The following is a 26,790-nucleotide window of genomic DNA, read 5'->3' as shown; positions in this document are numbered from 1 at the left end:
AAATGGATGCCCGACCTGGACTTTTGCTGGAGGCAGGACGCTGTAAGCAAAAGGCCGAGCTGGAATATCGCCCCATGGACGGGTGTCAAAAAGGTAAGAAGGCGATGTTCAGGGATAAAGAGGCAGAAAACAGCTCCTGCGTTTTCTGCATTTCCCGTCATTCCTGCCCCAAGCAGGAATCCATAGACGAAGTAATAACAGGGAAGCGCCAGATATTTCACTTTAACTTCCGAAAATGGCTAGTCAGTCGCACTCAGTCCAATACAATCTCACTATAACTCCGGCTTCAGTGACCAAGGCTCAATGCAACTCAGTCATCTATCCAAAGACGAATGCCAGCGTGCCAGAATGGCTCGTGATTCACGCTTCGACGGACGCTTTTACGTGGCCGTGAGAACCACTGGCATCTTCTGCCGGCCGATTTGCCCGGCCATTTTACCCAACGAGGACAATGTGGAGTATTTCTCCCACCAAGCTAAGGCCCTGCAGGCTGGCTACCGCCCGTGCCTTCGCTGTCGGCCGGACAGCGCGCCCGGTTCCTGGGCCTGGCGCGGCGTTGAAACTACCGTATCAAGAGCCACAAAACTGATTGAACAAGGTGAGTTACAGCATCAGTCACTGCCCGAGCTTTGTGAGCGATTAGGCGTTAGTGATCGCTACCTACGCCAGCTATTTCAGCAACAGTTGGGGATGTCGCCCAAACAATACGCCCAGTATCATCAGCTGATGTTTGCCAAGCAACTCCTCCACAGCAGCTCCATGAGCATCACGGAGGTTGGCTTTGCCAGTGGTTTTAACAGTACCCGTCGCTTTAACGATGCATTTCAAAAGGCGCTGAAACTCACGCCCGGTCAAATTCGTCGTCAGGAGAATCACGCGCTGCACCGAAAAAGTCTGGCGCTGGCGTTTCGAGGCCCTTTCCATTGGCAGCATACTCTGGCTTTTTATCGCCAGCGCGCCATCGACGGATTGGAACAGGTGGATGAGCAAAGTTATCAGCGCCGCTTTACCCTCGCCGGTACCCAGGGTTGGTTTAAGGCCAGTCTGCCTCGGGCAAACCCCGCCAACACACTGGAAATCGAATTTGAGCTGGATGACATCCGCCTTCTCCGGCATTTGGTGAACCGGCTACGGCAAATGTTTGACCTTGATGCCGACCTTGACCATATCGAGTCCCACCTGGAGTCTGTGGCTCCGGGCCTGATAAGCGAGTCGGGCATCCGCATTCCCGGCGTGTGGACTGCCTGGGAGGCAGGCGTGCGAGCCATCCTGGGCCAACAGGTGTCCGTTAAAGCCGCCATTGGGCAACTGAATCTATTGGTCGAGCGGTTATCTCCTAACCGTTTCCCCACCCCGGCTCAGGTCGCCTCCGCCGATCTAAGCTTTCTGCGTATGCCGCAAAGCCGTAAGGCTACGCTAAGCCGCTTGGCAGAGCATCTGTTGTCCACACCGGACAGTCCGCCCTCCGACTGGCTGGCGCTGAAAGGTATCGGCCCCTGGACGGTTAGCTATGCACGCTTGCGTGGCCTGTCCGAAACCGATTGTTTTTTAGACGGCGATCTGGTGGTGAAAAAGGCGCTCGACCGTTTCCCGCAACTGAACGCCAACTCTGCCGCCCCCTGGGGTAGCTACGCCACCTTCCACTGTTGGAGTTTTCTATCATGAATCGCTACACCATCTTTAACAGTCCTCTGGGGCCGGTAACCCTGCAAGCCAGTTCACAGGCGCTTTCTGGAGCCTGGTTTACCACTCATACCAGTCAGCCCGAAGAGCTCGGACAGCGAGACGACGAATTTGCGCTGCTTGTGGAAGCAATCGCTCAGCTTCAGGCCTATTTTGCCGGTCGGTGCCAGAGCTTCGATTTGCCTGTTGCCCCTCGGGGCAGCGAGTTTCAACAACAAGTCTGGCAGGCACTGCAAGGCATTCCTTATGGTGAGACCCGAAGTTATCAGGATATTGCCAATGCCATTGATAATCCCAATGCCGTACGCGCGGTGGGGCTGGCTAATGGCAAGAATCCATTGTCGATCATCGTGCCCTGCCATAGAGTCATCGGTAAAAACGGCAAGCTCACCGGCTATGCCGGAGGACTGGACAGGAAACGGGCGCTGTTAACGCTGGAAGGCTGTTTGACTAAAGACGGGTAGCCAAAAAAAAGCGGGAAGTGAGACTTCCCGCCTTATCGGATTAAGCTTCCTTTGATGCCTCGCTGTTTTGAGGACGCATATGCGGGAACAGGATCACATCCTTGATGGTGGGGCTGTCGGTAAACAGCATCACCAAACGGTCGATGCCGATGCCTTCACCGGCTGTCGGCGGCAGGCCGTATTCCAGCGCGCGGATGTAGTCTTCGTCATAATGCATGGCCTCTTCGTCACCGGCGTCTTTTTCTTCCACCTGCTTGCGGAAGCGTGCGGCCTGATCCTCGGCGTCGTTCAGCTCCGAGAAGCCATTGGCCAGCTCGCGGCCGCCCACAAAGAATTCGAAACGGTCGGTAATAAAGGGGTTGTCATCATTACGACGGGCCAGCGGGGACACTTCCCAGGGATACTCGGTGATAAAGGTGGGCTGAATCAGCTTATGCTCGGCCACCTCCTCGAAGATCTCGGTCAGGTACTTACCCGCGCCCCAGATACCGTCCACTTCCGGTTCTTTAATCCCCAGCTTGCGAGCCATTTCTTTTAACGACTCCAGATGGTTTTCCGGGTCCTTAATGGCGTCCTTATCGGCATCGGGCCAGTGCTTTAAGATGGCGTCAGACATCGACAGACGCTCGAACGGCTGACCGAAGTCGTAACGGGTTTCACTGACCACCTCACCGTTCTCATCGCGTTCGGTGTTGATGATTTCCGTGGTGCCGAGTACATCCTTGGCCAGAGTGCGTAGCATATCCTCGGTAAGATCCATCAGATCGTTGTAATCGGCATAGGCCTGGTAAAACTCGATCATGGTGAACTCAGGGTTATGGCGAGTAGACAGCCCTTCGTTACGGAAGTTGCGGTTGATCTCAAACACGCGATCGAAGCCGCCCACCACCAAGCGTTTCAAATACAGCTCTGGCGCGATACGCAGGTACATATCGATGTCCAGCGCGTTATGGTGAGTCACAAAGGGCTTAGCCGTGGCGCCGCCTGGGATCACCTGCAGCATAGGCGTTTCCACTTCCATAAACTCACGCTCGCTCAGATAACGACGGATACCGTTCACAATCTGACTGCGCACCCGGAAGGTTTCGCGGGTGTCCTCGCTCATGATCAGATCCACATAACGCTGACGATACTTGGTTTCCTGATCCGCCAGCCCATGGAATTTTTCCGGCAGCGGACGCAGCGACTTGGTCAGCAGCTCATACTCGTCCATGGTCACATAGAGATCGCCGCGGCCGGACTTTTGCAAGGTGCCCCTGGCTCCGATGATGTCACCGATATCCAGCGAGCCATAGCGAGCCTTGATGTCCTTCTGGGTATCTTTGCTGGCGTAAGCCTGGATACGGCCTTTCATATCCTGCAGCAGAATAAAGGGGCCACGCTTGGCCAGTACTCGTCCGGCTATGCTAACCACTTCGCCCAGCTCGGCCAGCTCTTCTTTGGACTGCTCGCCAAATTTATCCTGTAAATCCTGGCTGTAATGCTCACGGCGAAAACGGTTTGGGTGGCCGTTGGCGTTACACTGACTGCGGATATCGGCCAGCTTGGCGCGACGCTCAGCGATCAACTTATTCTCATCTTGTTGGCTATCAGTCATCTTGCTTTCCAAAGTTACAGCCCGGACTTCAGGCTGGCTTGAATGAATTTGTCCAGTCCGCCGTCCAGTACGGCCTGGGTATTTCTGTCTTCGACGCCGGTGCGCAAGTCTTTGATGCGCGCATCGTCCAGTACATAGGAGCGGATCTGACTGCCCCAGCCGATATCGGACTTGGTGTCTTCCAGCGCCTGGCGCTCTTCGTTTTGTTTGCTCAGCTCCAGCTCATAGAGTTTGGCCTTTAACTGCTTCATGGCCTGATCTTTGTTCTTGTGCTGAGAGCGGTCATTCTGACACTGCACCACGATACCGGTCGGCTCGTGAGTAATACGCACCGCCGAGTCAGTTCGGTTAACGTGCTGACCACCCGCGCCTGACGCGCGATAGGTATCGATGCGCAAATCCGCCGGATTGATCTCGATATCGATATCCTCGTCCACTTCGGGATAGGCAAAAGCGGAGGCAAAAGACGTGTGACGACGATTCCCCGAGTCAAAGGGCGACTTACGAACCAGGCGGTGAACGCCCGTTTCCGTGCGCAGCCAGCCAAAGGCATATTCACCAGCAAAGCGCACCGTAGTACTCTTAATGCCTGCCACATCGCCGTCGGAGAGCTCGATAATCTCGGCTTTAAAGCCATGCTGTTCGCCCCAGCGCAGGTACATCCTCAGCAGCATATTGGCCCAGTCCTGAGCCTCGGTGCCGCCGGAGCCTGCCTGAATATCCAGATAGCAATCGCTCTCGTCGTTAGGGCCAGAAAACATACGACGAAACTCAAGACCTTCAAGCTGTTTGACCAGCTCATCCAGTTCGCCCTGAGCTTCGTTTAAGGTGTCTTCGTCCTCAGCTTCTACGGCTAGCTCTACCAGCCCTTCCACATCCTCAGCACCCTGCTCCAGGGTGTTGATGGTTTCTACGACCTTTTCCAGAGCAGACTTTTCTTTACCCAACTTTTGCGCGTAGTCCGGGTCATTCCAAACATCTGGATCTTCCAGCTCGCGGCTGACCTCTTCTAATCGTTCTTTTTTAAGATCGAAGTCAAAGATACCCCCTAAGCGCTTCGGTGCGCTCGCGGACATCAGCAATACCTTGGGTTACAGGGTTGATTTCTAACATAAATCTCCGCGTGTAATGACAATCTCGAAAAGGCGGGATTTTAGCGGATTTGGTGGCCTTTTGACAGTACCATTCGGCGCCTGTTTCCACGCCAAAAGATTATTACTTATATTACCGCCACACCGGCACTGGCTGATGTCCGGTTGTATTGACCAAGCTCAGCCAAGCCCGGGACGCAATGCATATTGCTTTAATAACCACGCCTCATTGGTGTCAAAAATAAGAGAGGTTCAGCCAAGCCATTGAAAATAAGAACATAACCCCAAGTGCTATACTCAATGCGACCGCGGCGATAGGAGAAGGACATCAAACGATCCCAAATTGAGACCTTTTGGCCAGCCTGGAGTTGGCCGGTGTTAATGATCATTGTGGGTGTTACCACGCTGCACCTGGCGCAGGGGTTTCTGTTGCCGGTCACCATCGCGGGTCTGTTAGCATTGATGCTGTCCCCGGCCGTCAAGTGGCTGATGCGATGTCATTGTCCCAAGCCGCTGGCCAGTGTGTTGATGATTTTACTCAGCATTGCCCTTATCATTGGCGCACTCTGGCTGGTGATGCCAGCACTTGGCCAGTGGATGTCTACCGCTCCCGAGAAAATCGAGCACTTCCTGCATAGCGATCAAGATCTTCAATCCTCCATTGCCGAATTATCGCGTAATATTGAACAAACCTCGAAAACCGTAGATAAAGCCGTCGAACAAATGATGGCCGGTGAGGGCACCAATCCCATCGTAGTCGAGCAGGAAACCTGGCCCAATGCGTTACTGAGCGGATTACAACTGGGGCTCACCAATACTCTGTTAATTCTCGCCTTAACCCTGTTCCTGCTGATCAGTGGCGACCGCCTGGCCATTAATCTGATCAAACTCAACAAAGACCACCAGCACCGCAAACGCCTAGTCAGTCTGTTTCACCATCTGCGTGCCGAGACCAGTCGCTACCTGGGCGCCGTCACCCTAGTAAACCTGTCACTGGGCGTGCTCAGTAGCACACTGTTCTGGTTTTTAAATGTGCCGCTGGCGTGGATGTGGTTGGTACTGATCACGCTGCTTCGGTTTATTCCCTATGTCGGGCTCAGCGTGGTCAGTCTGTTACTTTTACTGGTCTGTATGACCCACTTTCCGCACTGGTGGCAGGCCGCCCTGCCCGTGGGCTTGTTTCTGGTGCTGGCTACCCTGTATGGTTTTGTTATTGATACCCTGGTCCACAGTGTCCGTCTGAGCCTTAATCCGGTTGTTGTGTTTGTGGCGGTGATCTTCTGGGGCTGGCTGTGGGGCATTCCTGGCGCCATTATTGCCGTACCACTGCTAACCATTATGGTGGCCTTTGCCCAAGCGATGGGCTGGCAGGGAGTATTAACCGTCGTCACTCGTAACCCGCGTCGAGCAAAGGAGTCTTAATGAGCCAGAATCACTATGCTATGCCTCAAAAAGCGGACAAAGCCAATGGCGAACAGCGCCAGGTCGGCTTCGAACTGGAATTTGCCGGTCTGTCAATGAAGCGAGTGTCCGAAGTTCTCCAGCAATGTTTTGGCGGCGAGTTAGATATCCGTTCCCAGGCAGAAGCCGAGCTTAAGACCGAGGAACTTGGCGACTTTGTTATCGAACTGGACTGGAGTTTTGGTAAGAAGACGGCCAAAGAGCGCGCAGAACAGCGAGCCAAAGAGATCGGCAAGGCGCACGCCGACGATCCTTTTATGGAGTGGCTGACTAAGTTAGCGGGACAACTGGTCCCCATGGAAGTGGTTTGCCCGCCCATAGAACTGACTCGACTGAAGCGCCTGGATAGAGCCATCCGTTTGTTACGCAAAGCCGGGGCCAAAGGCACTGAGAAGTCCCTGCACTACGCGTTCGGTGTTCATATAAACCCTGAATTGCCGGATACGGATGCCGAGACGATAATCCGCTACCTTAAAGCCTACGCCATTGCTCAGGACTGGCTGTTAAAGGTGCACAAAGTAGATTTAATCCGCCGGGTCACCCCCTATATCGACTGTTACCCTAAAGACTATTTGCGCAAGGTGCTGGGTTATGAGGGCAATGAATCCATTGAGACGGTCATCGACGATTACCTGAAGCTTAATCCTACCCGCAACCGGGCTCTGGACATGCTCCCGCTGTTTAAACACCTGGACGAAAAACGGGTCACCAATACACTCGATGATCCAAGAATCAATGCCAGGCCTACCTTTCATTACCGCATGCCAAACTGTGAAATTGAGCGGCCCGACTGGTCATTGCATTGCAGTTGGAACGTATGGTGTGTGATTGAGGCGCTGGCCAATGACGCAGAACAACTCAACACACTGACTGAACAATGGCTGGCACATGATCGTCCTCTGACATTTGAAAAGGCACCATGGCACAAGACACTCAACGAAATACATCAAAACCTGTCATCGGCGTAACCGGTAATGCCAGGCGCTGGTCACCGTCCTGGTATTGTATCCGCTTATCAGTATGGCTTGCCGGGGGGATTGCCAGGCGCATCAGTGTGCGGCACGAATTGCCGGAAGCGCATCTGGACGGACTGGTGATCAGTGGCGGCGATGACATTCACCCTGAGCTTTACGAGGGCGAAGTAGCGCCCAAGGGAGAATACGATGAGGCCCGGGATGCGCTTGAGCAGCGATACATTCGCTATGCGCTGGAGCAGCACCTGCCCGTGTTAGGCATTTGCCGGGGTTATCAGCTGATCAATGTCACTCTGGGAGGGCGTTTGTACGAGGACATACGCCCCTTACGCAGAAAAACCTCCAACTTTGGCACGGTACTGCCTCGTAAGACGGCCCGACTTCAGCCTGGCAGTTTGCTGAAGCGCTGGCTTAAGGCATCACAGGTGAGGATCAACAGCCTGCATCAACAAGCAGTGAAAGAGACCGGGCAGGACCTCACAACCAGTGCCTACGATCTGGATGGCTTTATTCAGGCCACCGAGAATCACAGTACGCCGCCAATACTCGGAGTGCAGTGGCATCCCGAGTATCTGTTTTATCTGTCCCGGCAGCGGCGCCTGTTCCACTGGCTGGTCATTCAGGCCAAACGTTTTCAAGCCCGGGAGAACTGATGCTAGGTTACCTCACGCTATTCGGAGCGGCCTTTTTATCCGCTACCATTTTGCCGTTTTATTCCGAGGTCATCCTCTTTGCCTTAGCCAGAGACGGCGAGCCGGGCTGGGCGCTGATCCTGGTCGCGACTGTTGGCAATACGCTGGGCGCAGTGGTGAACTGGGTACTGGGTAAGTACTTACTCAAGTATAAAGACCGGCGCTGGTTTTACTTTAAAGAAAAGCAGCTCCATCGGATGCAAAACTGGTTTAATCATTATGGCGTCTGGAGTCTGTTGCTCGCCTGGCTGCCGCTGGGCGGCGATGCCTTGACCTTTATTGCCGGTGTAATGAAGGTGCGCCTCTGGGTGTTTCTGATTCTGGTCGGCATCGGCAAGGCCGTGCGCTATGTGGCGGTATTTTACTTCTCTGCCGCCAGTTTGAACTGGCTGTAACCAAGGCAACCATGTTGTGAACCAGCACCAGAGTTAATGCTCCAAGCGGAACCTAACGAGCGAATGACTCCTGCCCGTGGATTCCTGCTCGGAGGCAGGAATGACAAAAAAAGCCGATTCCTGCGTACTGGAATAACAGTAAACTTTATCTGTGACTTATTGTTTTACCGTGATGCCTGCGAAAGCAGGCATCCACCGGCTGAACCAATTCCAGAGTTAAGGCTTGAAGTCCCTCATAACTCGACCTGCGTCGGTGCCAACTGCGCAACAATCAATCAATTTTAGTCAATTGCCTCTCTCAATTTAAAATCGGGCCTGCTATTCTGCGCGCTGATTCAATGGGGATATTTACGGAGACTTTATGCGATTTGGAGCCGGACTTCTGGTTACTGCCGCCTTTATCGGCCCGGGTACAATCACCACCGCCAGCGTTGCCGGTGCGAACTTTGGCTTTGCCCTGTTATGGACCTTACTCTTCTCAGTCATCGCGACCATTGTGCTGCAAGGCATGGCCGCCCGGCTCGGCATTGTGACTGGGCTGGATCTGGCTCAGGCCCTGCGCAAACACATTCACCAACCATTGTTTCGCTATCTTGCGGGCTTTTTAGTGATCAGCGCCATCGGTATCGGCAGTGCCGCCTATGAAGCGGGTAACCTGACCGGTGCAAGCTTAGGTCTGATTGGCCTGTTTCCCGACTCCGAGCATTATTACTGGACGCCGGTTATTGCACTGATTTCTGCCGCCTTGCTTTGGACCGGTAAACACAAACTGGTAGAAAATGCGCTCATCGGTCTGGTTCTGATCATGAGCCTGGTGTTTATCACGACTATGGTTATGGCCGGACCGGATTTAGGGGCGTTAATGGCAGGTTTTGTACCCTCGATCCCCGAAGGCTCGCTGACCACAGTACTGGCTCTGATTGGCACCACCATTGTGCCCTACAACCTGTTTTTACATTCCGGCGTATTAGCAAGCCAGGCCCGACACACCGAGGATAAAACCAGGGCGGTCACCCATGCCAACTGGGATACCGGCCTATCGGTGGGGCTGGGAGGCTTGATTACCCTGGCGATCCTGTCCACCGCCAGCGTGGCTTTTTTCGGTCAGCAGGTGAATAGCCTGTCTGCCGCCACCATCGCGCACCAACTCGAACCCTTGTTAGGAGAATCCGCCCAGTACTTTTTTGCTGTAGGCCTCTTTGCAGCGGGCTTAACCAGTGCCATCACCGCCCCATTGGCCGGGGCCTATGCCGTATGCGGCATGCTGGGCTGGTCCAATGATATGAAAAACACCCGCTTTAGGCTGGTGGCGCTGTTTATCCTGATCTTTGGTGCCGTGGTTGCCAGCCTGGGGCTGGATCCGTTCGCGGTTATTATCTTTGCCCAGGCCACCAACGGCGTTTTGTTACCCGTGGTCACCTTCTACTTGGTGTGGCTGGTCAACAGCCGCAAGGTGATGCAGGAACAAACTAATGGGCTGGGTTTGAACCTGCTGCTCATTCCTATCGTCTTGCTCATCACCGGCCTGAGCATCTATAAATTGGTGTCGTTGGTATAGCCTTTAAGGGGCTGTAGACCAGCCCCTTTCCATCCCCTGTCAGAGCCTGAGTGAGGGTATGGATTCCTGCTCGGTGGCAAGAAGTGTGGATTATCGCTTACACAGGAATGACGATTATATTAATGCAGAATAAGGTCATCTCGATGGACGGCAACGGGCGCGCGGACATAGCCCAGACGAGACTCAATGTTCAGACTCTGGGCGCCACAAATCTGTCGCAGCTCCGCAGCAGAGTACTGGCTGAGACCGGTGGCAATTACCTTGCCCTGAAAGCTCACCTCAACGGCCTCACCAATATCAAAATGGCCCTGCACCTCTGTAATGCCCACCGGCAGTAAAGAAGCGCCCGCACTAACCAGCGCCTTCGCTGCGCCTTCATCGACGGCTAGCTGGCCTTTCGCCTTCAAGCTATGACGCAGCCAGTTCTTCTTGGCACTGTCACGTGACTGACCGGCCTGAATCAGAGTACCGGGCACCCTGCCCTGAGACAGCTGCATATAGCTATTGGCATCACCGCCATTGATGATCAGCGTCTGTACACCATTTGCCGCCGCCTTGCTCGCCGCCTGCAACTTGGTCAGCATACCGCCGGTGCCGATGCAGGAGTGGCTGTCCCCGGCTAAGGCCATATGCTCGGCTGTTAAGGTCTCAACCCGTCGAATGGGCGATGCTTTTGGGTCATGGTGAGGATTGGCGGTATACAGGCCATCGATATCGGTGCAAAGCATGAGAGTGTCGGCTTCTGCGACAAGGGCTACCAACGCCGCCAGGTTGTCATTATCGCCGAATTTCAGCTCGTCACTGGCTACAGAGTCGTTTTCATTCACAATGGGCAGAATGTCGAACTCTAACAACTCCCTGAGTGTACTTTTGATATTCAGGTAGCTGTCACGCTGTCGGATATCATTGTGAGTCAGCAACATCTGGGCGATATCAAAGTCAAACAGTCGCGCCCAGTTGGCCATCATGCGATTCTGCCCTACCGCGGCCATGGCTTGTTTGCGGGACAGACTGGCGGGGGGCTCGCCGCCCAACGCGCTTCGACCGGCGGCAACCGCACCGGAAGACACTAATACCACCGACTTCCCCTGACGACGACTCTGGCTGATAAACTGGGCCAGAGGCATCAGATGTTCAATACAGCAGCGATTGCCCTGGGGCGCGATGAGATTACTGCCCACTTTGATCACGGCGCGCTGCCACTGAAACGGAGCATAGTTATTAGAGCTGGCGTTCACAGGGAAAATCCTTAAAGCTGTGATGAATACCGCAGATTGGTATAAAATACGCCGCAAACTGGTTTCTAGACAACAACTTTTAGCATGAAAAACCTTGTTGGCGTATTTTCGGTATTGGGTTACGGAATCAACACCCTGTTCTGGTTTGTGCCGATTATTCTATTGTCCCTGCTGAAATTGATTCCGATTCGCCCCTGGCAGACCGTACTCACTCGCATTCTGGACCGGTGTGCCACCTCCTGGGTCAGCATCAATAACCTGAACCAGAAGCTCACCGGCGGCACTCAGTTTGACGTTAAGGGTCTGAACCCGCTCACCCCCAAAGAGTGGTATCTGGTGATTGCCAACCACCAGTCCTGGGTGGATATTTTGGTTCTTCAGCGCGTGTTTAACCGTAAAATCCCATTTCTAAAATTTTTTCTAAAGCGAGAGCTGATCTGGGTGCCCTTCCTTGGCCTCGCCTGGTGGGCACTGGACTTCCCCTTTATGCGCCGCTACAAAAAAGCCTTTTTGGAAAAGTACCCGCACAAGAAGGGTAAGGATCTGGAAACCACCCGCGCAGCGTGCGAGAAATTTCGCTTCAAACCTGTGAGCATCATGAATTTTGTGGAAGGCACCCGCTTTACTCCACAAAAACACGCGGCTCAGAACAGCCCTTTTGACCACCTGCTCAGACCCAAAGCAGGCGGCATTGCCTTTGTATTAAATGCCATGGGTGATAAATTACACCAGCTACTGGATGTCACCATTCACTACCCTCAGGGGGCACCCAGCTTTTGGGACTTTGTCTGCGGTAAGGTGAAGCAAATTCAGGTACGCGTTAAGGTGACATCACTGGACAATGTGTTGCCCGGTGATTACTTTGACAGCGAAGAACAAAAACTGAAGTTCCAGCAATGGCTGAATCAACGCTGGCAACAAAAAGATGCCCTGCTTGAAACGCTGGAAAGGGCCACATGCTCTAAGGAACAAGCCGTATAATGTTATCTTTCTTACCGCCGTTTTTAATTCTTCCGGTCCACCTGCTATTACAGATCCTCAATCTGGCGTTCTGGGGCGCCTTTGTTATCGGTTTTGGGATCATTAAGTTTTTGTTGCCTGTTCCCGTTATAACACGGGCTCTGAACGCCATACTGCACTTTGGCATGGCGAGCTTTGCTGTATGCAGCATGGGCTTTATCCGTTTGTTTAACCGACTGGACCTGCAGGTCGAAGTGGATGGCGAGCTGGATAAGCAGCACTGGTACCTGGTGATCTCCAACCATCTCAGTTGGCTGGACATTATCCTGCTGATGTACTTTTCCGTAGGCCGCATCCCAGCGACTAAGTTTTTTATCAAGCAGGAACTGCTATGGATGCCCTTTGTAGGCCTGGGAGCCTGGGCTCTGGATATGCCGTTTATGCGTCGTTACAGCAAAGAACAGGTAGAGAAGAATCCGGCCCTAAAAGGCAAAGACATCGAAACCACCAAGAAAAGCTGTGAGAAATTCAAAGCCATTCCCACCACGGTAGTGAACTTTGTGGAAGGCACGCGTTTCACGCCCAAGAAGCACCGGCTGCGCAATAGCCCTTACGAAAACCTGTTAAAACCCAAAGCTGCCGGAGTCGCCTTTACGCTGGCGGCCATGGGCCATCTGTTTAATCATATCATCAATGTCACCTTGCTCTATCCCCATAGTCGCCATCCGGTCCTGGAGCTGCTCTGCGGCCGATTAACCAAGGTATTGCTGCATGCCGAGGTCTTGCCCGTGGAAGAGCGGTTGATCGGTGATTACTTCAATAACGAACAATTCCGTCTGAGCTTTCAAAGCTGGCTCAACGACAAATGGGCGGAAAAAGACCAACACCTGCGTCAACTTCTGGATAGCCGTTAATGGATGAAAAACAAACACTGATGCAAGGCTTTGAACAGCTGCCCACCCTGGTACTGGAATACAGCGATGCGCTGGGCCTGCCGATTCAGGTGAGCCAGACGCTGTATTTAGTCATTGCTTTGAGTTTAATACTGGTCAGTTCCTGGCTTGGATTGGTTGTAGGTAGGTACTTACTAACTCACCAGGCCACAAGACTGATTGCAGCCAGTAAGAGCCAACTGGATGACGAACTCAAGGAGCATCACTTTTTCTCCAGACTGGCGCACCTGATCCCGGTCGTACTGATTTATGTGCTGGCTCAACCGCTGCTAAAAGATTGGGAAGGCGCGCTGAGCTTGTTACTGAAGCTGACGTATATCTATGGAGTGGTTGTGTCGCTTCTGCTTATCAGCGCTCTGCTGAATACCGCCGAAGGCATTTACAACCACTCCCCGATGGCCAAGCGCGTGCCCATTACCAACTTCATTCAGGTGGGCAAGCTGATCTTTACGTTGGTGGCCATCATTCTGGTGGTTGCCGATCTTATCGATAAGTCTCCGACGCTGGTTCTTTCGGGCCTTGGAGCCATTACCGCCGTTTTGTTGCTTATCTTCCGCGACACCATTTTAGGCCTGGTAGCAGGGGTCAACATCGTGGCCAACCGCATGGTCAATACTGGCGACTGGATAGAACTGAGCAAGTATGGCGCCAATGGTACGGTGATCGCCGTAGGCCTAACCACGGTCAAGGTACAAAACTGGGATAACACCATCACCACAGTGCCCACTTATGCCCTGATTGGTGACTCGTTCATTAACTGGCGCGGTATGCAGGAATCCGGCGGTCGCCGCATCAAGCGGGCCATATATCTGGATATCCATTCCATTCGTTTTTGCGATGAATCGATGTTAGAAGACTTCGCCAAGATCCGTTATATCAAAGCGTACATCAATAAAAAGCGAGAAGAGGTCGCCAGACACAACCAGGATGAGCATGTCACCGCAGAGGATCTGGTTAACGCCCGTCGGCTGACTAACATCGGTACCTTCCGCGCTTATATTATTGAGTATCTTAAGCATCACCCCAAGGTCAATCAGGAGCTGACGTTAATGGCCCGCCAGCTGGCTCCGACGGAGTTTGGCCTGCCCATGGAGGTTTACTGCTTTTCCAAGGACAAAATCTGGGTGGAATATGAGGGCGTGCAGTCGGATATTATGGATCATCTGCTGGCCATCTTACCGGCCTTTGGCCTGCGCGCCTATCAGCGCATTAGCGACCGTCAGACAGGGAACTGAACAAAGCTCAGACTCGAAAAGTCAGCACGCTCTAGTGGTGCAGTAAGGCCAGCGTCACCAGCGTCACCACACCGAGGCCAGCCCCAATAAGATTATAGGTGCGCCAGGCGCGAACCTCATGCCAGAGGGAGTGTTTGTGATTATGGCTGTGATCGTGCTTGTGCGGTTGGTGTATCAAAACGTGCAATAAGGTGCCCGCCACAAAGGATTGCAACAGAGCAAAGCCCTCGCTGCTGATGGCCTTTTCGATTTGCAGCCCCAACACATAGCCAAACAGCGTAAAGATGGCTACCGACATTAAGCCCATCCATACGCCCTTGCGACCAAACAGCGGTCGTAATAGCAATAAAATCATCAATGCTACCGGTATCCGGTGCAAGACCACCGCCAGGCCCAGTAAACCGGACGCTGAAGATAGATGTTCATATTCGTTCAGGGAGGCGCCATCGATCATGGCGTGTAACATCAGGCCGCAGATCCCGATCAGCAGCGTAACCTGATGGGTGCTGTCTGCTGCCTTACTGAAGAGCTTTTCGATCAGTGTCGGGCCGCTGAGACCAATAATAATCATAGGCACTGCCCACCAGCCTACCGCCTGATAGGACATGGGAATGATCTCGCCAAGCACAATACCGGCCAACACCACAATCAGGAAGCTGGATAGCAGATGCTCGAAGCGTTGCTTGCCCCGGGATAGCTTTTCTATCAAGGGCACTAAAATAAGCACCAGCAAACTGAGGGCGAGGTATAACAGGCTCAAGGGCTTCTCTTAATAATGCGCATGGAACGAACAGGCGGCGTATTATCCGCACTGGTGGTTAAGAGTAAACCATTTTTTGTTATAAAGTAACATTAGGTTATTTGGAAAGCGCTGACTAATTTCTTCCAATCACAAATACAGGCATTCTTGAGCCGAATACCAGCACCGAAAAGAAATCCATCAGTCGATGACATCTAACCCCATAGATACCTGCTTTCGCAGGTATGACGCTAAACAGACTGGTCTTGTGGCTATAACTTAAGGTACGCCGCGAATTCCTGCCCCAGCTCCGGATGGCGAAGGGCATACTCCACATTGGCTTTCATATAACCCAGTTTACTGCCACAGTCATGGCTTTTACCCTTCATGTAGTAGGCTTCCACCGGCTCTTCCAGCATCAATGCGTCGATAGCGTCGGTCAGCTGGATTTCATCGCCCGCCCCCGGCGGAGTATGGCGCAACTTGTCCCAGATATTGGCCGACAGCACATAGCGCCCTACCACGGCCAGGTCGGACGGCGCCTCGTCTTTGGGCGGCTTTTCCACCACCATTTTAATCGGCGCGGATTGCCCGGGCCGAAGTTCCTCTCCATTAATATCGGCAATACCGAACTGACTGACCTTATCCTCCGGCACCTTCTCCACCATAATCTGACTGGCACCAGACTCTTTAAAGCGCGCGATCATTTCGGCCATATTATCCTGAGTCAGGTCAGAGGCCGCATCGTCAATGAGCACATCTGGCAAGACCACCGCAAAAGGCGCGTCACCCACCAGCGGCTCGGCGCAGAGCACAGCATGCCCCAGTCCTTTCGCCACGCCCTGACGCACATGCATGATGGTGACATCTTTTGGGCAAATGGACTGCACCTCATCCAACAGCTGACGTTTGACCCGCTTTTCCAGCGTTGCTTCCAGTTCAAAGCTGGTGTCGAAGTGGTTTTCAATGCTGTTCTTACTGGCATGAGTCACCAAAACAATTTCCTTAATGCCGGCCGCAACGCATTCACTGACCACATACTGAATCAGGGGCTTATCCACCACCGGCAACATCTCCTTGGGAATAGCCTTGGTAGCAGGCAACATACGAGTGCCCAGGCCTGCAACGGGTATTACGGCTTTTCTCACATCCATCACGAAATCTCCGATTTTATTGACTGCCCCCGACCGATACCGAAGTAATGAATGCCCAGCTCATGCATCTGCTGTGGGTCATACAAATTTCGGCCATCAAAAATCAATGGCTGTGCCAGCTGCTGTTTGATCAACTCAAAATCCGGGGCTTTAAAGGCCTGCCAATCGGTACAGATGACCAAAAAGTCTGCGCCGCTCAGCGCCGCTTCCTTGGTGCCCATCAACCTTAAGTCATTGCGCCCGCCATAGACACGTTGAGTTTCTTCCATCGCTTCCGGGTCATAGGCTTGTACAGTAGCCCCTTCCTCCCATAGCTGCTCCATGAGCACTCGACTAGGTGCTTCGCGCATATCATCGGTGTTGGGTTTGAACGACAGTCCCCACAAAGCGACAGTTTTGCCGTCAAGCTGGCCGTCGAAGTAATCACTGATGTAGCCGAACAGTTTTTCCTTCTGAGCATAGTTGACCGCTTCCACCGACTCCAATACCCGAGCCTGATAACCTACTGCATTGGCGCTGCGAATCAGCGCCTGAACATCTTTCGGGAAGCATGAACCACCATAGCCACAGCCTGGATAAATAAAGTGGTAGCCGATACGAGGGTCCGAGCCAATGCCCCTGCGCACATTTTCCACATCGGCACCAAATTTCTCTGCCAGGTTGGCAATCTCGTTCATAAAGCTGATTTTGGTGGCCAGCATGCAGTTCGCGGCATACTTGGTTAGTTCCGCACTGCGCACGTCCATGACGATGATCTTTTCATGGTTCCGGTTAAAAGGCGCATACAGGCGGCGTAAGACTTTTTCGGAATTGGACGACTCTGTACCCAAGATAATCCTATCCGGGCTCATACAGTCCTTAACCGCCGCTCCCTCTTTCAAAAACTCAGGGTTGGAAACCACATCAAAGCTCAGCTCAACTTTACGTTGTCTCAGCGTTTCGGTTATCGATGCTCTTACTTTGTCGGCAGTGCCCACCGGCACGGTGGATTTATTAATGACAATTTTATGCTCCTGCATATGTTCGGCGACCGTCCGTGCAACTGAAAGCACATATTTGAGGTCCGCCGAGCCGTCCTCATCCGGCGGTGTACCTACCGCGATGAAGATCACCTCCGCGCGTTGTACCCCCTCTTTCGCGTCCGTTGTGAAGTGCAGGCGGCCTGCGGCAAGGTTCTCTTTGACAATCGGCTCCAGGCCTGGCTCATAGATGGGAATGCCCCCATTGTTCAGCAAAGCCACTTTATCCTGATCCACATCCACACAGGTAACATCATGGCCTACCTCTGCCAGAATAGCGCCCTGAACCAGACCAACATAGCCCACGCCAAATACGGTAACTCTCATCCTGCTTCCTTTAAAAAACCGTTGATACTGTGTACTAACCACAGACCAAAATTCTTCAGGAATGATACCTGAGTAAGATAAAAAACTTAATGACAGGTGAATGAAAATCTTGTGCGCTTGTGAGAACGTCCCTCGTCAATTAGAATAAGCGGGTTATCAGGCCGGATTGGGGGCGGCTTTCCTCAACGCACTTTCACTAGGGGCATTTTTCCGTGATCGATACGATGATCATTACTCTTTTCTCGTTCTTTGTAGCCTTTGCCTCCGTCATGCTGTTTCGTCCTATTGCTATTGGTGTCGGGCTGGTCGATAGACCCTGCTCTCGAAAACGCCACCAGGGCGAAGTGCCTCTGGTAGGCGGACTAGCCATCTATACCAGTATTGTCCTAAGCAGCTTCTTATTTGTTGAGTTCGACAACGTTTACAAGATGTATATGCTCTCCACCGCCTTTTTGGTGCTCATCGGGGCTTTAGACGATTATCACGATATAGAACCGAATATCCGCCTTATTGCTCAGGTTTTGATCGGCTCGTTGATGGTGTTTGGTGCGGACGTCCAACTTACCAACCTCGGTAACTTAATAGGGACCGGTGATATTCAGTTAGGTGTTTTGGCCCCGATAGTAACGTTGATGGCCGTAATTGGCGCCATCAACGCGTTTAATATGACTGACGGGGTGGACGGCCTTGTGGGCACCTTGGGTATTCATACGTTTATATCCATCGGTGTGCTTGCGTATCTCGGAAATATTGAGTTTTCCTCCGAGCTTCCCGCTATGTTTATTGGTGCATTAATCGCCTTCTTGTTCTTCAATTTTGGTCGTTTTAAACGAGGCCGTTATAAAGTCTTTATGGGTGATGCTGGGAGTATGCTGTTAGGTCTTACCGTTATCTGGATGCTTGCGGTTTGTACCCAGGGCGAGTCCAGATTTGTTGACCCTACAACTGCACTCTGGCTGATTGCCGTCCCACTCATGGATATGGTGTCGGTGATGATCCGCCGGATAATGTCGGGGTTATCGCCACTGAGGGCCAGTCGCGATCACTTGCATCACATTCTGTTATTTAAAGGTTTGTCAGCAAGGTGGACCACAATATTTATAGGTGTCATTAGCGTTATTGCTAGCTTGCTCGGTATAATAATGCAGGAGTCACAGGTCCCCGAATCCACTCGGCTAATTAGCTTTTTGAGTGTTTTCATCGCTTATAACTTCTTTATGTGTCGTCAAGACAAGCAAATGCACAACCACGTTCAGTGAAAATACTCTCTCGCTGGGATATTAGTGAACTAAAGCCTCCCCAATAAATAGACAATGCTGGCTTTCGCTCTATTGTTCCTGAGGGTGAAAACTATTAAGTAAAGTACTATTGAAGACCCAAAAACTCTCTTATATTTCCAGCAATAAAAAATGACTCCTTCTGATAAGGGGTGGGTTTGTAACCCTGCTTAATTTTTCTTAGTCCTGTCAAAATCTCACTCGCGTTATTGGCAACAAGCGCATAGTTTTCACCGCCGACATAACGTGCAAGGTCGAGCTGGTGTTGGTCCTTTCTCTCCAAATTTGGAACAACAATCAACACTTTCTCCATTTCCAAAAGTTGATAGACACTACCAGCTCCGGCATGAGTAATGACAACATCACTCTGCTTGTACTCGTTTTCAATATTTTGAGAAAACCTAAACCATTTACAATGCCGGGGTTCATAGTCACCGTTTGCTATTTGACAAACGAATTCCAGCTCTGGCAGCTGGCCCGCAATATTATCAATATGTCTAAAAAGACCATTAAAAGTAGTAGTGCCAACAGTAACCAATACCCTCACAGACGCCCCCCATACATCCCCTTGGGATAGAACTTCGAGAGCGTTTTATTCTGATAGTAAAAACGATTCGCAATTAAATACATCACTCTTCCCGCCAGGGAGCGAGTATAGAACCGACTCCATGTTTCCAAATGGATAACCTTTCCGCCACAAATACGCAAAATCAACGCGGGTATGATGGCTATACCCGGTCCCGTTGAAATCATTGACGTCACATGATGTTTTCTAATGATATGAATTGACTGCCAAAAAATCTGCCATGCCGCAATTAAGCTACCGCTTGAACGGCTTTTTTCTCTTAAGCCAGGTGCTACAACATGATAATCAGACCATTCCGGGCGGCTTGAGTCATCGCTTATAGTTACGATGCGAGTTTGAGTTACATTTAAGGCATTTACCACACGGTGGGCTTGTGCTTTGTGGCCTCCCGCTCCGTAAACCATAAGTAAAATGTTAGTTTTTCTGCCCATCAACACTCTTTCCCGACATACGACTAAACAGGCTTACTAATTCCCGTGCTCCGCTCTCTACTCGAAAGTTATCAGAAACATTGTTTCGGGCATTGTCGGCCATTGAGACGCAGTTTTGATACGCCTTTTCTATTGCTCTTGCGATATCTTCACCATCAGTTGATCGAGCAATAATACCATCAATGCCATTAGTGACGATGTCAGTAATGGGACCAGACGGCGTGGTAACAACGGGTAAACCACAGGCCATCGCTTCAATGAAGACCATACCAAATGAGTCATACTCGGAGGGCATAGCGAAAACATCATGACTTTTCATTTGCTGTATTTTTTCGTCCTCATTCAACCAGCCGAGAAAGCGTATGCGTGACTCAAGTTGAAGCTTTATACTGAGCTTTTGTAACTCCCCCACATAAGGGCCGGTCCCGGCAATACTTAAATGAAACTCTGGTGGGAGAAACCTCATCGCCTCAATAACACGCTGAACCCCTTTTTTCTTCAATAGTCGCGTCATTGTAATAACCCGTACCGTCTCACTCGGGCTATCAGGTGTATGCGCTTCTTTCATGGCCTTCGCCAGAAAGACCGGACTCAGACCATTTTGATTAACGACTATTTTGTCCTTTAACTCAGGGTAAACCTTTTCTATGCGGTTCTGCCACCACTTAGAGACCACAACAATCTGGTCTGCTATCAAGAGCATCCGCCTCAAGAAAAACCTTGTCACTCGGTTGTTTAAATAAGCATCTATTTCCACTGAATGAAGATGAAAAACAATAAGAGCTTTTCTGCTTCGTGCTCGTCGCGCCAATGCATACTTCCGAACTAAAGAAAGCCACGGGCCACAATGGAGCCAGACTACGTCTCCCGCCTTTACATTTGTATCAAGTTCATTCAGTGCACCACAAAAACTTGACCATTTTTTACCTGGGCGGTGGCTCACTACTGCCCTCACTGGGATATTTTTTGCCTCAAGCATGGGGCTTAGAGCATTGATAACTGAAGCTATTCCCCCACGACCATTTTTTGTCTCCGTTGATACACAATGAATCATTTTTAATCCCTGTGAACATCGTGAGCATTCAGGCAGGACGATAAGGCTAGCCCCATAAATATTCCCCATATTGGCGTGATGACGCCATTAAACGACACATGGCCCGCAACACTTCCCAGCGCGAGTAGTAATAAAAAAGCAATAATAGGCGGCGCACGAAATGCCTTATGTTTAATGCGTGTTAATGTTAGAAATACAGCCAAATAAGACGTATAAATAAATCCAGTAATAGCAAAGCCAAAATAAATAGCCATATCAGCAAAATCAAGTTCAATTCGAGTTTCAGAAAGAGCGCTCAGTTTCTCGAAATCGAGTCCCCAGACCCAATCTTGCCACCCCCCAGACAATAGCGTAGGAAAAATAATAGCGAACTTCTCCTCTCTCCCTGATAAAAGGGCCCTGCTAATACCTCCTTGCTCGTAAAAAAACACAAGACGAGCATATATTGGAGTATCAGTTAGCCAATCCCAGGCCAACAAAAGCCCCCCCAAGGAAACTGAAAAGAGAAATGCAAACAACAAAATGCTTTTGGCGTTTAAACGAAAGCACATAGTCAACATGCCCACTAACAGGACACCTAAAATGCCTCCTTTAGTTCCCATAATCAGAGCAAGTAGCAGGAAAAACAGTGTTGTAGTCAGAAACCTGAATGTCGATTTTGTGTAAGCGTTGTAAATGACCCAGCTTGCGCAAACAACAATAATACCCGATACGACATTACCACCGACAAAGAAGCCAGTGGCACCATAAGATCCGTAAGAAAACTGCCCAACACCAGTGTACGAGGCCGCCACATTTGCGAGTAATACAAGCAAATATCCAGCTACAACTAGCTGGATCGTTTTTGCTGACGTCGTTCGCATTACCGAAGTTATCGAGAAAGCGAGAAAGAATAAATAAGCCTTAAATAGCTCCTGTAAAGAGAAAAAAAGCCCAGAGCTATCGCCAAACCACAACCGAGACAGAGCCCAGCAACAAACAATCAGAATAAAGGCGCTATTGTAAGCCATTACTTTGGGCGCATAATGGGCCAAGAACAACAGCGACAAAAACATGGCCCCGAGCTTATAAGCGGGAGAAAGCATGCTTGGTAGCCCCAGATTAAGCACTAACGCGCCATTAATCGTATCGACCAGAAGGGTCAGAGCCCAGATTAATACCAGCCCACGCTCTTGAAATGATCGGCGAGGATCACTGAAAAACGTTGAGGACGACATAGCGATTTACCGTTTCTTCTGACCGAATGCGCCAATTCGCACATTTCTTTTAATAATCCGCGCTGGATTCCCCGCCACTATGACATTTGACTCGGTTACCGGCTCGGACACAACCGCACCAGCACCTACAACAACACTATCTGCAATATCGCATCCCGGTAAGATGATAGCCTTGGCACCAATAAATACATGACGCCCAATATGAGTTTGGACGTGCCGTTTATTTATATAATCATGAGATAGAACCAATGAGTCTGCTGCGATATAGCTTTTCTCACCTATATGTATGCCGCGAGGATTTGACTTATCCAAATAGGCTTTGAAACTTACAATGGTTCCTTTACCAATATTCATCCCAAATGCATGAACCAAACACCAGCGTCGTAAGCCAATCACAGAGTTCCGGAGCGAATCCCTCAGAAAAACGAACAACGGTCTTTTCATCATTTCGTTCCCTGCTTGCGGGTGACAAAACCAATCGTCAAAAAGCACGCGACAATACCACCCGACAAGAATGCAGCGAGGAAAACTATTAGCGCACGTCTAGGACCATATTTAGAGTCTGGAACATAGGCTTCACTTATCACCGACAACACGTATTCATCCCCCACGTTGGCCAGCATGAGTTCCTTGTATTGTTCTTGAATCAAGCCAAATAACGACGTCTTTATTTCCACATCCTCTGTCTGAGACACCTGCTGCTTCAGATAACTGATGTTCCCTTTAAGTCTACTCAGTTCTCGGTCCCTCATGACTTTATTAACTTCAGTAACCAGTCCTTCCAGCCACTCCTTACTTAATAACGGGGATAGAGACTCTACTGAGATAGTAATAACGCCGGAGGTTGGGTCTTTTTCCACAACCAACTGCTCCAAAAAGCTCTCATAGAGTTCTGAGTCAGTAGGAGTTGATGAACGCGGAGGCTCTACCTCTCTGAGCCAAGTACGTGTCTCCACATCATAGATCTCTTTATTAATGACTAGTTCACGCTCTCTATCATCCCAATACTCACCAGCAATCAGCACCACTTCCAGTTCATTCTCTTTGATAAAATTCAGCAAAAAAGAACGTGATGTCAGCGTTTCCAGTGCAAGAGACACCTTATCCACTGCTCCTTTACCGCCCAGAGAGATTCCAGCCATAGATGCGAGCCCACCGAGCTGCCCAGTTACCGACGAGAGCTCACCTGACTGATTCTGACTCGGTGCAACAAGGGCCTCACTACGATAGACATTCGGCAAACTCAACGTCCACATTGCCGTTCCAACGGAGATCAGGAATGGAATGCCGAGTAAATAAACCCAGCGCCTTATCAGATAATAAAAGAGTGTGCGAATGCTATAATCCAAACTATCACTGTTACTCATCACTCATCCTTTTAAAATTTTTAATCTAATTGCCGAAAGGTAGGGAAAATTAGAAGAAAGTAAATATCGAACTGCGAGGCGCCAGTTTCGTAATGTCGCCAACTTTATAAAACAGAATATTGTGAACTTCTCTCGTCTTGCTCGGCATAGCAAAAACTTTTGATCTCTCGCATTTCTCCTGCTAGAAATACCTGCGTATTTTTCAATAATCTTTTCATGGCCTAGCACCTTGTTTTTTGAGACACTGATTCTGCCTAGCTCGTGCTCCGTATGTGTAATATAAGTTGGTTTATTTAAACTGTATGCATCACCATATTTCTGACACGCTCGAATCCAAGTATCCCAGTCCTGGCAAGCTGGCATCGCTGCATCAAACCCACCAATCGCTCTTAGCTTTTCAGTCTGAATAAACACTTGATTCCCAGCATAATTAAAGCTCAGCAACCTATCTAAAGTCAGCCGCTGTTCATTAAAGCCCAGCACCTTCCTCCGCTGTCCATAACTCCAGTATTGAGAGGTAAAGACAAATCCATACTTATCAGCAAGCGCCCTGTTGTTCCAAAAAAACAAAAGTCTGTCGGGGGTAAACTCATCATCATCATCCAGGCCTGTAATGTACTCGCCGCGGGCCATAGAAATCGCAAGGTTGCGAGCCGCACAGGCCCCCTTCGGGCTTTCATGACGATAAACCCGGAACCTCGGATCTTCGTTACTCAACTGATTTAAATACTGTGCGGTTTCGTCACTTGAACCATCATCAACAATGATGGCTTCAAAGTTCGTAAAGGTTTGCGCCTGTATCGACTTCACTGCCCTGGGAAGCAATGACAACCGATTATGGGTCGGCATATAAATGCTGACCAATGGTTTGCTCTTATTGGGTTCCAAAGTCGTCGCCGTCATTTAACATCCTGTCTGAGCGATTCAACCGTCTTCTTCTGAGAGTATGGAATTTTGCCGGTATGCTCAGCATAACCAATGGCAATCAGCATCACCACGCGTTGCTCTGGTGCTAATTCAAGGCGCTCGGCGATGGCCTTCTCCCTGAAATCAATATCAGGCCAGTTAAGCGGGCAAGAAGCCAACCCCAGTGTTTCTAATGCCAACATGAGTTGCATCGCGGCTAATGAGCCATCGATATAAATGAGATGCCGGTCGCGCTCAAGTGGATAGGCAGAAAGCTCTCCCACAACCGCGATAGTACAGGGAATATTATGTACAAAGCCGCCCGTACCAACGGCAAGTTCTGCGATTTGCTGAGCTTTTTCATTACCATTCGCGACAAAAAAGCGGAAGGGCTGACGATTGCAGGCGCTTGGCGCCCACGACGCCAGCTGAATGGCCCTGTCTAACTTATCATCTTCAACAGAACTCTGACGAAACCAGCGTGTAGAGCGGCGCTGACGAAACAGTAGTTCCAATTGCAGATCATCGATCTGACTTCGGCTTCGGTCACTATCGGTATAGGGAACGTATCCACTATCGCCCCGCCGACCTGTCGCTTCAAATACGTTTCTGGCCGATGTCACCACTGCCGTCGGCTCCACCACATCGAAATAGTCGGTCAACACATCGGTAGCCCACTTCAGCTCTTGCTCACACGAAGTGCGTGAATTCACCATCTTTGCAAAAGCCTCTACGGTTTCCTGGATGTATTGCTCCGCAAAAACAGGCCGCCTGGGTCGCATAATCAGGCCTTTCTCAAGCCGATGTGTATTGCGCCTCAACAGCGCGCTGCTGGCAGTATTAGCGAGACTTTGATGAGTTTTGTAATAAGTCAACCGCCCGTTCAGCACCGCATGTTGCTCGCGGCGAAACTCGCGGGAGACCAAGGTGTAGTAAAGGCTACTCAGAAAAGGGCTTTTGGCAAACAGGCTCAATAACAACAGCCTCACGTCCTCACGATTCTTCTTAAGACTTACAATCGCGCTACGAGGCAATACTTTTCTAATAAGAGCTTTAAACATGGTATCGAATCATCCTCGCCTGAAATAACTGCCCGCCCTGAAGGGTAGTAACAGAGAACGGGACATTATAAAGGCCATCGGTCGAGTATGCGATGAGAAAAACAAAGCGAAATAGGAAGCACAGGCATACGAAATCAATGTCGCCCAAGCTGCTCCCATGGACTCATAATGAGGAATCAGCAGAGCGTTTAAAGCGACATTTACCAGGGCTCCTGCAAGTTGAGTGACCAAAGAAAACTTCAAGAGCCCTTCAGCGATAAGCCATTTACTGAATAAGGCCCGCATAAATATAAACACACCGGCTAATATATGTATGGAAAGCACTGGGGCCGCTTGCCGGTATTCATCCCCGAATACTATGACCATCACCGATTCTGATAACAATATAACGGGAACTACAACCGCCACGGCCATAGCAAACAAAAGGTCGCACAACACCTGCAACTTTTTATGATAGTGCTCATGGCTGGTATTTCTCAGTTTAAGAAGCATCGGAAAAAAAGAGCTGACCACAGCTATGGGGATAAAATACCAAATCTCAGAGATACGACTGGCTACCGAATAGAGCCCGGCTTGCTCAAGAGTAGTCATCCTGGTCAGCATCACCATATCGATTTTGAGGTATACCATCGCTGCAAAACCAGAGAGGATAAGCAGCCATGACTGCTTAACCATAGATATCGCACGACGACCATCAAGCTGCCAGTCAACAAGGCGCTCTCCGCGGAGCCGGTAAACGGTTAGGTAAGATAGTGCCGAGACAATCAGCTCGGCACCATATAACCAAACAAAAATGCTAAGCTCTGCCTCAAACCATATAGCGGCTAACCGCATGCTAAATATCGCGAATAAGGCAAAGGTCCTAGCCATAACCGAATACTGGACCTGCACCCTGGACTGGAACCAAAAGTCGATAAAGGTCATACAGGAAAAAACTTGAGCGACACCTATAAGCATCAGCCATTGAGCGTTCTGCGCCGATTCCGTCATCCCATAAAGGCTAAGCACCCCAAGCCCCAGTAACCCTCCAAAAAGCCGGACCAGAAAAGCCGCACCCATGACGGAATAGCGATGGTCGTGCTCATTCACCAACTCACGGGTAATAAGGCTACTTAACCCCATTGTTGCCAAAGGGGTTACAAGCATCGCCACTGAGAGAAGGTAGCTGTACAGACCAAGTTGCTCAACGCCAAGGTGACGAGCCAGAAGAACACTGGTAATCAGACCTACGGGCATCGAAACAAGCTTCTCTGACAACAGCCAGTGGGTATTCTTAACCGCTCTTTTACTCTCTCTCGACAGAGCAAACCGGTCTTTTAATTTTTCAACGACCTTGGCAGTCATCGGGCAC

At 50.6% G+C, this 26,790-nt stretch carries 26 protein-coding genes; 11 read left to right on the top strand and 15 right to left on the bottom strand.

Annotated features, from left to right (window positions below):
• Positions 1-303: 303 nt before the first annotated feature.
• Entirely contained in the window at positions 304-1,665 is a 1,362-nt protein-coding gene (locus HMF8227_RS03835) for an AlkA N-terminal domain-containing protein (RefSeq protein WP_109338927.1), read from the top strand.
• A complete protein-coding gene (locus HMF8227_RS03830) occupies positions 1,662-2,147 on the top strand; it encodes a methylated-DNA--[protein]-cysteine S-methyltransferase (protein ID WP_109338926.1) in 486 nt (161 codons plus the stop codon). The genes HMF8227_RS03835 and HMF8227_RS03830 overlap by 4 nt, the downstream gene beginning before the upstream one ends.
• Before the next feature lie 40 nt (positions 2,148-2,187).
• On the opposite strand, the gene lysS is transcribed toward HMF8227_RS03830, so the two are convergent.
• Together lysS and prfB are read right to left on the bottom strand one after the other, a co-directional pair.
• The gene (gene lysS, locus HMF8227_RS03825) at positions 2,188-3,744 is read right to left on the bottom strand and encodes a lysine--tRNA ligase (protein ID WP_109338925.1); all 1,557 of its coding nucleotides are present in this window, start codon (positions 3,742-3,744) and stop codon (positions 2,188-2,190) included.
• A gap of 14 nt (positions 3,745-3,758) precedes the next feature.
• A protein-coding gene (gene prfB / locus HMF8227_RS03820; RefSeq protein ID WP_109338924.1) for a peptide chain release factor 2 occupies positions 3,759-4,857 on the bottom strand; the annotation gives its coding sequence in 2 pieces (ribosomal slippage) (positions 3,759-4,781 and positions 4,783-4,857; 1,098 coding nt in all).
• A 359-nt stretch (positions 4,858-5,216) separates the two neighbouring features.
• On the opposite strand from prfB, the gene HMF8227_RS03815 reads away from it, so the two are divergent.
• From HMF8227_RS03815 to HMF8227_RS03795, 5 genes are all read left to right on the top strand, one after another.
• Positions 5,217-6,257 carry an AI-2E family transporter gene (locus HMF8227_RS03815; protein WP_109338923.1) on the top strand — a complete coding sequence of 347 codons (1,041 nt, stop codon included), beginning with the start codon at positions 5,217-5,219 and terminating at the stop codon, positions 6,255-6,257.
• Entirely contained in the window at positions 6,257-7,264 is a 1,008-nt protein-coding gene (locus HMF8227_RS03810; RefSeq protein ID WP_109338922.1) for an amidoligase family protein, read from the top strand. The genes HMF8227_RS03815 and HMF8227_RS03810 overlap by 1 nt, the downstream gene beginning before the upstream one ends.
• On the top strand, positions 7,216-7,923 hold the full coding sequence (locus tag HMF8227_RS03805; protein ID WP_109338921.1) for a gamma-glutamyl-gamma-aminobutyrate hydrolase family protein: 708 nt from the start codon (positions 7,216-7,218) through the stop codon (positions 7,921-7,923). Before HMF8227_RS03810 ends, HMF8227_RS03805 begins: the two co-directional genes overlap by 49 nt.
• Positions 7,923-8,357, top strand: a complete 435-nt coding sequence (locus HMF8227_RS03800; RefSeq protein WP_109338920.1) for a YqaA family protein — start codon at positions 7,923-7,925, stop codon at positions 8,355-8,357. The genes HMF8227_RS03805 and HMF8227_RS03800 overlap by 1 nt, the downstream gene beginning before the upstream one ends.
• A 361-nt stretch (positions 8,358-8,718) precedes the next feature.
• Entirely contained in the window at positions 8,719-9,915 is a 1,197-nt protein-coding gene (locus HMF8227_RS03795) for an Nramp family divalent metal transporter (RefSeq protein ID WP_109338919.1), read from the top strand.
• A 119-nt stretch (positions 9,916-10,034) separates the two neighbouring features.
• Here the strand turns inward: HMF8227_RS03795 and proB are convergent, their stop codons facing one another.
• Positions 10,035-11,153, bottom strand: coding sequence for a glutamate 5-kinase (proB, locus tag HMF8227_RS03790; RefSeq protein ID WP_109338918.1), 1,119 nt, complete (start codon positions 11,151-11,153; stop codon positions 10,035-10,037).
• An 84-nt stretch (positions 11,154-11,237) separates the two neighbouring features.
• Between proB and HMF8227_RS03785 the strand changes: the two genes are divergently transcribed.
• Genes HMF8227_RS03785 through HMF8227_RS03775 form a run of 3 tightly spaced genes read left to right on the top strand, consistent with a single transcriptional unit; the run spans position 11,238 to position 14,301 of the window.
• A complete protein-coding gene (locus HMF8227_RS03785) occupies positions 11,238-12,134 on the top strand; it encodes an acyltransferase (protein ID WP_109338917.1) in 897 nt (298 codons plus the stop codon).
• Positions 12,134-13,027, top strand: a complete 894-nt coding sequence (locus HMF8227_RS03780; RefSeq protein ID WP_109338916.1) for an acyltransferase — start codon at positions 12,134-12,136, stop codon at positions 13,025-13,027. Before HMF8227_RS03785 ends, HMF8227_RS03780 begins: the two co-directional genes overlap by 1 nt.
• Positions 13,027-14,301: a mechanosensitive ion channel family protein gene (locus HMF8227_RS03775; RefSeq protein WP_239421191.1), complete on the top strand. Its 1,275-nt coding sequence runs from the start codon at positions 13,027-13,029 to the stop codon at positions 14,299-14,301. Before HMF8227_RS03780 ends, HMF8227_RS03775 begins: the two co-directional genes overlap by 1 nt.
• Positions 14,302-14,332: 31 nt before the next feature.
• On the opposite strand, the gene HMF8227_RS03770 is transcribed toward HMF8227_RS03775, so the two are convergent.
• The 3 genes from HMF8227_RS03770 to HMF8227_RS03760 form a co-directional block, all read right to left on the bottom strand.
• On the bottom strand, positions 14,333-15,061 hold the full coding sequence (locus tag HMF8227_RS03770) for a hypothetical protein (RefSeq protein WP_109338915.1): 729 nt from the start codon (positions 15,059-15,061) through the stop codon (positions 14,333-14,335).
• Positions 15,062-15,312: 251 nt separating this feature from the next.
• Entirely contained in the window at positions 15,313-16,197 is an 885-nt protein-coding gene (gene galU / locus HMF8227_RS03765; RefSeq protein ID WP_109338914.1) for a UTP--glucose-1-phosphate uridylyltransferase GalU, read from the bottom strand.
• On the bottom strand, positions 16,194-17,540 hold the full coding sequence (locus HMF8227_RS03760; protein ID WP_109338913.1) for a UDP-glucose dehydrogenase family protein: 1,347 nt from the start codon (positions 17,538-17,540) through the stop codon (positions 16,194-16,196). The genes galU and HMF8227_RS03760 overlap by 4 nt, the downstream gene beginning before the upstream one ends.
• Positions 17,541-17,752: 212 nt before the next feature.
• On the opposite strand from HMF8227_RS03760, the gene wecA reads away from it, so the two are divergent.
• Entirely contained in the window at positions 17,753-18,799 is a 1,047-nt protein-coding gene (gene wecA / locus HMF8227_RS03755; RefSeq protein ID WP_109338912.1) for a UDP-N-acetylglucosamine--undecaprenyl-phosphate N-acetylglucosaminephosphotransferase, read from the top strand.
• 106 nt (positions 18,800-18,905) lie between these two features.
• Here the strand turns inward: wecA and pssE are convergent, their stop codons facing one another.
• From pssE to HMF8227_RS03710, 9 genes are all read right to left on the bottom strand, one after another.
• Positions 18,906-19,364, bottom strand: a complete 459-nt coding sequence (gene pssE, locus HMF8227_RS03750; RefSeq protein WP_109338911.1) for a PssE/Cps14G family polysaccharide biosynthesis glycosyltransferase — start codon at positions 19,362-19,364, stop codon at positions 18,906-18,908.
• Positions 19,361-19,834 (bottom strand): PssD/Cps14F family polysaccharide biosynthesis glycosyltransferase, encoded by a 474-nt coding sequence (gene pssD, locus HMF8227_RS03745; RefSeq protein WP_109338910.1) that lies wholly within the window; start codon positions 19,832-19,834, stop codon positions 19,361-19,363. Before pssD ends, pssE begins: the two co-directional genes overlap by 4 nt.
• Complete coding sequence (locus HMF8227_RS03740; protein WP_162558489.1) at positions 19,818-20,888, bottom strand: glycosyltransferase family 4 protein; 1,071 nt, start codon at positions 20,886-20,888, stop codon at positions 19,818-19,820. Before HMF8227_RS03740 ends, pssD begins: the two co-directional genes overlap by 17 nt.
• Positions 20,889-20,890: 2 nt before the next feature.
• On the bottom strand, positions 20,891-22,105 hold the full coding sequence (locus tag HMF8227_RS03735; RefSeq protein ID WP_109338909.1) for an O-antigen ligase family protein: 1,215 nt from the start codon (positions 22,103-22,105) through the stop codon (positions 20,891-20,893).
• Positions 22,106-22,111: 6 nt separating this feature from the next.
• Positions 22,112-22,459: an acyltransferase gene (locus HMF8227_RS15230; RefSeq protein ID WP_275425496.1), complete on the bottom strand. Its 348-nt coding sequence runs from the start codon at positions 22,457-22,459 to the stop codon at positions 22,112-22,114.
• Positions 22,460-22,548: 89 nt separating this feature from the next.
• On the bottom strand, positions 22,549-23,472 hold the full coding sequence (locus HMF8227_RS03725) for a Wzz/FepE/Etk N-terminal domain-containing protein (protein ID WP_109338907.1): 924 nt from the start codon (positions 23,470-23,472) through the stop codon (positions 22,549-22,551).
• 3 nt (positions 23,473-23,475) lie between these two features.
• Complete coding sequence (locus HMF8227_RS03720) at positions 23,476-24,375, bottom strand: glycosyltransferase (RefSeq protein WP_109338906.1); 900 nt, start codon at positions 24,373-24,375, stop codon at positions 23,476-23,478.
• A complete protein-coding gene (locus tag HMF8227_RS03715) occupies positions 24,372-25,439 on the bottom strand; it encodes a nitroreductase family protein (RefSeq protein ID WP_109338905.1) in 1,068 nt (355 codons plus the stop codon). The genes HMF8227_RS03720 and HMF8227_RS03715 overlap by 4 nt, the downstream gene beginning before the upstream one ends.
• Positions 25,440-25,448: 9 nt before the next feature.
• Positions 25,449-26,783 carry a flippase gene (locus tag HMF8227_RS03710; RefSeq protein WP_109338904.1) on the bottom strand — a complete coding sequence of 445 codons (1,335 nt, stop codon included), beginning with the start codon at positions 26,781-26,783 and terminating at the stop codon, positions 25,449-25,451.
• Between the last annotated feature and the right edge of the window lie 7 nt (positions 26,784-26,790).

This window comes from Saliniradius amylolyticus, from assembly GCF_003143555.1.
GTDB classification, from domain to species: domain Bacteria; phylum Pseudomonadota; class Gammaproteobacteria; order Enterobacterales; family Alteromonadaceae; genus Saliniradius; species Saliniradius amylolyticus.
Note: the sequence above shows the minus strand (reverse complement) of the source record. Positions and strands in the feature narration are given on the sequence as shown.